This is a genomic window from Sulfitobacter sp. (assembly GCF_036961165.1).
Lineage (GTDB): Bacteria > Pseudomonadota > Alphaproteobacteria > Rhodobacterales > Rhodobacteraceae > Sulfitobacter.
This window is the reverse complement of record NZ_JBALVJ010000123.1, coordinates 1-6,558: the sequence shown is the minus strand read 5'-3', so window position 1 is coordinate 6,558 and position 6,558 is coordinate 1. Positions and strand designations below refer to the sequence as shown.

Annotated in this window: 7 protein-coding genes; 2 read left to right on the top strand and 5 right to left on the bottom strand. The window is 52.4% G+C overall.

Going from position 1 to position 6,558, the window contains the following annotated elements:
- Positions 1–296 precede the first annotated feature (296 nt).
- Positions 297–716 (top strand): MerR family transcriptional regulator, encoded by a 420-nt coding sequence (locus tag V7730_RS21525; protein WP_335749611.1) that lies wholly within the window; start codon positions 297–299, stop codon positions 714–716.
- A gap of 201 nt (positions 717–917) precedes the next feature.
- On the opposite strand, the gene V7730_RS21520 is transcribed toward V7730_RS21525, so the two are convergent.
- From V7730_RS21520 to V7730_RS21500, 5 genes are all read right to left on the bottom strand, one after another.
- Entirely contained in the window at positions 918–1,331 is a 414-nt protein-coding gene (locus tag V7730_RS21520; protein WP_335749610.1) for an SRPBCC family protein, read from the bottom strand.
- On the bottom strand, positions 1,328–1,648 hold the full coding sequence (locus V7730_RS21515) for an ArsR/SmtB family transcription factor (protein WP_335749609.1): 321 nt from the start codon (positions 1,646–1,648) through the stop codon (positions 1,328–1,330). Before V7730_RS21515 ends, V7730_RS21520 begins: the two co-directional genes overlap by 4 nt.
- Positions 1,649–1,733: 85 nt before the next feature.
- Positions 1,734–2,072 carry a cupin domain-containing protein gene (locus V7730_RS21510; RefSeq protein WP_335749608.1) on the bottom strand — a complete coding sequence of 113 codons (339 nt, stop codon included), beginning with the start codon at positions 2,070–2,072 and terminating at the stop codon, positions 1,734–1,736.
- A 357-nt stretch (positions 2,073–2,429) separates the two neighbouring features.
- Entirely contained in the window at positions 2,430–4,715 is a 2,286-nt protein-coding gene (locus V7730_RS21505; protein ID WP_335749607.1) for a mechanosensitive ion channel family protein, read from the bottom strand.
- Positions 4,716–5,034: 319 nt separating this feature from the next.
- Complete coding sequence (locus V7730_RS21500; RefSeq protein ID WP_335749606.1) at positions 5,035–5,463, bottom strand: hypothetical protein; 429 nt, start codon at positions 5,461–5,463, stop codon at positions 5,035–5,037.
- 170 nt (positions 5,464–5,633) lie between these two features.
- Here V7730_RS21500 and V7730_RS21495 point away from each other — a divergent pair, with 170 nt between their 5' ends.
- Positions 5,634–6,506: a LysR family transcriptional regulator gene (locus tag V7730_RS21495; RefSeq protein ID WP_335749605.1), complete on the top strand. Its 873-nt coding sequence runs from the start codon at positions 5,634–5,636 to the stop codon at positions 6,504–6,506.
- Positions 6,507–6,558 lie beyond the last annotated feature (52 nt).

Below are 6,558 nucleotides of genomic sequence, written 5' to 3'. Positions count from 1 at the left end.
CGCAGAGCGTTTCAATGCATGTGTTGCGTCGATCAGTTGAGACCGCCGCCCAAAGCGGACATTTATTGTAGGGCACCTCGATTTTTGACTGTTTTCGCGACGACAGAGCGATTTGAGTACCCTGAAACGCGTCTCAAGACTGGCAACACACAACATGAGGCCCATAGCAGCGCCAGTAGTGCCGCGAAAGGTATCACAAGCCAAAACGCCAAGCCCGTTTCTGTCACTGTTTCTTGATTTGCATGCATATCCATTTTCAACTTGTACTTCCTGTAGCCACTACAGGAGCAAGAGAAATGATAGCAATCGGGCAGGCCTCACAGCAAAGTGGGGTGAACATAGAAACCATCCGTTACTACGAACGCGTAGGCGTTGTTCCTAAGCCAGGAAGGTCCACCGCAGGGCGACGGCTCTATTCAGTCGATGAAATTGCAAAGCTACGATTTGTGAAACGGTGTCGCGATTTAGGTTTTCCGATACCGATTATTCAAACTTTCCTTTCATTCACCGGACAAGAAGATCGCTCCTGTGGCGAGGTGGAAACACTGGCGGAAGATCATTTGGCCCAGATTGATGCTAAGATTGAAAATCTTGCGCGATTGCGGGAAGCGCTCTTGAACCTTTCCAAGAATTGCGACGATGGAACAGCGGCCTGTTCAATGCTTGATTCACTGATGAGAGATAGCTTTGGTGAGGCCGTTGCACAGAAAAGCTGACATTGGCATCAGCCTTCTGAACAGCAGAAAAGTCCGCATTGCCGCCTCTCGCCTTCCGATTTGGCGGTGATTTCGTGTGCAACCGCAGCGAACGGCAGCAAGGAGCCCAAGTTTACCTATTTTATGCGGCGCGGCGAATGTCTGCATTGGCGATTCAGCGGACCTCAATTACTCTGTATTCGAAGTCTACTCGATCAATCGTTATTCTTCGTGTGCCGAGGTTCGCATCCGGGCAAGGTGGTCGTCCCATCCCTTATCGATAGCAAGAGTTAAGCCAAAGGCCTCTGCGCCTTGAGGTAGACCTTCGTGACGCAACGACAGATTTGTACCACCGGGCACTTCTTCCAGACTCCACTTTACTGTGCTCACCTGATCGCCCATCGGTACGATGGTAAAAGTGTATTCTAAGCGCGTAAACGGCTCAGCAATGAGGACCTTGCCCCACATGAGTTTGTCGCCACTCTCAGCCCCAAACATTTCATAGTCACCCTCGACCAAGGCGGCGTTGGGCTTGTGAAACCAAATTGCAAGCTTTGCGGGGTCCGTGAGATAGGCCCAGACCTGCGCGGGAGTGGCTTTGAGGTAAATGGACTTTCGTAGGATCGTATCGGTCATTGTATGTCCTTTTCGATTTCGGATTTGAGGGCGTCGAGGCGGCTATCCCAGAAGGAATCGAAGAACCCGAACCAGTCGTAAACTTCTCTCAACCCATCTGTATTGAGGGTGTTTCGCCGCGACCTGCCATCGACTTGAATCGAGATCAGATTGCCTTCGTTCAAAATCGTGAGGTGTTTTTTCACTGCCGCTCTGGTCATTTGGAAGTTCTCGGCCACTTCGGCAATCGTCATGTCGTTGTTCGCTAACAACTGAAGAATGCTCCGGCGGGTGGGGTCAGCCAGCGCCCGAAACCCCATCTGCTGTGCCCCCGTCATTGCTGTACTGGCAGAAAATCAAAAGCACCGTCTTGGTAGAGATAAGCGACGCAAGGCTCCTCTGTGACACATGCAGAAATATGGGTCATACCGCTGGAATGCCGTAGAATGAACCAACTCCGATTTTTGAAGCAGTGTCTGGATCTTCGCCATGGGCATAGTGTTTCATTTCACCTTGCAGCATGACGCCATACATATTTGTGGTCTTCACATGTGGAGGGATTACGGTTCCAGCGGGCAACCTGACCAATGCCTGATATGACTCTGTGAACCGGTCCCCTTGCAGCGCCGCAAATGCGACGCCTTCAGGCGTTGTTTCCCATGATAAATCGTTTGTATCTAACAAGGTAATCTGTCCAGCGCTTGCAACTATCGGCACAAACAATGTCATGAGTATCGTGATAGCGAGAAGTTTTTTCATCATGAATCTCTTTATGATACCATTTGGTATTATTAATAAGAGATACCAAATGGTATCGTGTCAAGGGAATTCGATGAAAGCAGCCATTGACGTATTTGCAGCGAACGGTTGAAACCGCCCCGCAAAGCTGCCTCTTGCTTTCCTATTTTGCGTTGATCTCGCTTTGCAAGCGCGGCGAAGGTCCGCAGTGAGCCCAATTTGACTAATGCTGCAAAGCGTACGAAGGTCTGCTACCGTGAGGAAGACAAAAACCTTCAACAACGGCTTCGGTTTTGAATGAGATTTTGGTTGCCATCAATCGGGTTGTTTCAGCGTGTTCCAAAAAATGAGGGTATTAGAACATGCTCGAATGTCCTGAGTTTATCTGCCCCCGTCCTTTTTGCCTGCATCTGCTAGTTGCTCTTGTACGGCCTGTGTGGCGGCAGCAGAGATGGCAGCGGTGTCTTCGGCCGTAAGATCATGAGCATGATCCATGCTGGGTAAGGCCACACGCACTTCGCGGCGGGCGAATTCTATGCCGTTTTCTTCAAAGGCCTTGTTCACGCGGTTGAAGATTTCCTTGCGGATCATGAACTGCTTGCCGGGTTTGGCCATGAACTTGCCCCGGATCACCATGCCGACATCGTCGATTTCCAACACGCCCTGGGATTTGAACGGTTGCAGGAAGTCCTCGGTCAATTCGGGGATCGCCAGCATGTCCTGGCCGATTTTCTTGAAGATTTTGCGGATTTTTTCAGGGTCACTGCCGAAGGGCACGGTAAAGCGCAGCTTCATAATCACCCAATCGCGCGAGAAATTGGTGACTTTGGGTATTTCGCCGTAAGGAATGGTGTGCACCGGTCCCTTGTGATGGCGCAGTTGCATGGAGCGGATAGAGATTTTTTCGACCGTGCCCATGGTGCCTTCGACCTCAACATATTCACCGTTGCGAAAGGCATCATCGACCAAAAAGAAGATACCGGACACGACATCGGTCACCAGCTTTTGCGCGCCAAAGCCTATGGCCAGACCGACAATGGAGGCGCCGGCGAGAAGCGGTGTGGTGTCCACCCCGATGTTGCTGAGGCCCAAGAGCAAGAACAGCACGACGATGAAAGAACGTGAAACCAGCAGGATCAAGGGCAACACAGTGGAGAGGCGCGAGCCGCCCGCGCCGCCGCCATCGCCGCCGACTTCCTCTTCATCCGGATTATAGCCTGCGGCGGTTTGTTCGGCGGCCAGCTTGCGATTGATATAGAGCGATACCGCCTCATAGAGCAGATAGCCGATCGACATGATGATCAGAAATTCGATGAAACGTGCCGCGAATTGCGCACCGACGCTTGCCGCCGCGATTGAGGTGGCACTCATGCCCCAGAAATCGGCAATCGACAGGACAACTATGGCAAAGATCACCACGCGGCCAATGCGGATATAGGAGCGTTTGGTGGCATAATAAGCGCGTTCAGCCACGGGGCCTTCGCCAGTCATAGCGGGGGTTAGATGGCGCACCAGCCCACGGATCAGCGTGTCCAAGGCAGGCGCAAACATCAAAAGCAGCATGGTCTTGTAGTGCGGCGCGCTGGCGAGCAGTTCCAGATTACCGTAGCTTATGATAATCCTGCTTACCCACCATAAGGTAATGAAAATAAGGATGATTGCATAAGGATAAAGCTGGGCTGCGCGTTCTTCCATGGGTGTCACGTCCGGGTCGGCACCACGCATCAACGAAACGCCGCCTTCGCGGTAGCGCCAGAATACAACAATGAGGTAAATGTAGAGTGCCAGGTTCAGCCAAAACCCGAGGCCGCTTGAGCCCATAGGCAGGCCGTTGTTGGTGTTGAACGCGATAATGGCACCGGAAAAACCGATCAGGAAGGCAATCCAGAACTGATGAAAACAAAAGGCACGCGCAGTTTTGGTGTCCACGCTTAACAAGCGGTATTCTGGGTTCATCGGGGCAAACAGGAAAAATGCGATGGCCAGCATGAAGCGCGGAAAACCGATGAGGAAAAGGCCGACAAGCTGCACGGTGGGGATAAGCGTTTCGGGCAGTATCAGCATGCCTGTCGTACGTGCGGCTAAAACGAAGACGATTACGGCCACGACTTGGGTGGTTAGACGCTGGGCCAGTAATTGGACAGTTTCGCGCAGGGTGGTGTTTTCGGGATCAGCAGGCGGCAGAATGCGCCAGTTTCGGGTAAGGTGGCGAAAGATCATCTCAGCACCAGCTGCGATGCCGAACACCACTACCATATACCCCAGCAGGCCCAGCAGCCCCGTCTGGCCGCCAATGCTGTCATAGAAGTTTGAGAATGCACGGGCCTGAATCGTGAACAAATCCGGCAGGCCCTGCACTGAGATCACCACGGATTGCCATGCGCCTGTGGTGGCGTGATAGAGGAATTCAGAAGAACCGCCAGCATCCTGCTCAGTTGCCGCAGCCTGCGTGTTCAACTGATCCAACAGCAGTGCGCGCACTTCTGTATCCGACAGCCGCGAGATCAGCGCATTTGCTGCTTCGGCCGTCAGCGGGTCAGGCAAAGTTGGTGTTTGTTGGACCGTTGTTGAACTGCCAAGGTTGAACTGGGCCTGTACAGGCAGAGCTGTGCAGATAAGGGCAAACAAAACGGCACATACTTGCGTCAGCCGAACGCGATACTTCATGAAATTCCCCGGATATATTCCTGCTCTCAGGAAACCTATTAAATCAAAATCTTGAGTGCTGGCGGTTTCTGTCGCCTACATTTGTTCTGTTGCCCGTAGCCGGATCAAAATCGTTTGCGATCTTGTCGTCAAGCGGTAGTATTAGACAGCGAATGCACCCCTTGTCCGCTCATCGTGAGTTCATATGCCGTGCAGCGAAAGGCAGCTCTTCCAGATCCGCCATCGGTGGGTCCGGCCCGATGGCTTTCAGGTTGGAGCCATCAGGAAGCATCTCCGTTTGTACAGACATGTAAAGTCTTTCCTGCCAAAGTTCTGGGTTTTAGTCGGATTGTCTGAGAAAATGACGCATGACGTCGCCACGCAACATCATCAACGCAACTATGAGGTTGAAAATCATGCCCAACCCAATGGCTGTGTAGATGACTGCGGACACCGAGCCTTCGGTCATTTGCGGATAATGCCATTGTGTGGCCAGCCCATGAGAATAATCAAACGCACCAAGCGCGTTATAGACAATTAATCCGGCCCAGACTTTCGCACCGGTCTTGCGCCACAAAAGATAGATCATGACCGGAACCATAAGGCCAAGAATTGTATCGCTGACCCATGGGGCGAACCAGGCGTTTGCATCAATGCCGCCATACATCTCCAAATGGGGGAAGTAGGTGATGACAGAGGCGCGAGAGAACGTAAGGACCATCATGATAGTCATCGCGATGAACGTGCGGCGGGGGTACGGTGATTGCATTTTGTGGCCTTTCTGCTGTGTTATGTAGGTTAAAACGGAGGCTGCGATCACTGGGACACCCAGCAGCTGTGTTGACATCCTTCGATATTGCACAGTTATGTTATGCAGCAAAAAAACAGCATAGGCACCCATTTGCGCATCTGATGTACGGATTCGTGACATAAAGTTCGATGGATAAATGGACAGAGATCAAGACCGCGTACCAAATTGCCCGCCTTGGGACAGTGAGCGCGGCCGCTGACGTTCTTGGGGTGCACCGGGCCACGGTGATACGCCATATAGACACGCTGGAGGCAGAACTGGGCGCCCGTGTCTTCCTTCGCAACAGGACGGGTTACACACCCACCGAAGTAGGTGAGGACCTTTTGCGCGTGGCGCATGCGACAGAGGAACAGTTTGAACAACTGGCCGGACGAACGCGCAGCCGTTCCGCAAAAATTACCGGTGATCTCATTGTTACGGCGCACGAACGTACCGCCCCACTTCTGTTGCCTGCGCTCCAGCGGTTTCAGGATGAAAACAAAAGCACGGTGATCAAGTTCATCGCAAGCGCAGCCTTGCTGAAACTGGAATATGGCGAGGCGCACGTCGCAATTCGGTCCGGACCCAAGCCAGATCAACCAGACAACATTGTTCAGCCCTATCACGACCTCAAGTTTGGTCTGTATGCCCATGAAAGCTATGTCGCGCATAATGGCCTGCCACAGTCGCGAGACGACTATTGCAATCACCGATTTGTCTGTTGGGAGCAGGACAAAACACCGTTTCCGTTCACGGGATGGCTTAGGCGAAATGTGCCCCAGACAAACAAAACACTGATCAGCGCAAACCAAGGCATTGCAGATCAAGCCCTATTTGCCGGAATGGGAATTGGATTTCACCCTGAGATATACGCGCGAAAACGCGCAGATTTGGTCGAGATACTTGCGCCTCAACCAGATTGGGTGGTTCCACTGTGGCTGGTGACGCACACGGATCTGCACCGCTCAGCTAAGGTACAGGCAGTGTTGAAATTCATAAAGAACGACCGATCATCGCGTTGAGTGAAGTGGTCCTGCTTTTTAGGACAGTTTTGCGGCTTGGCTAAGATGCATC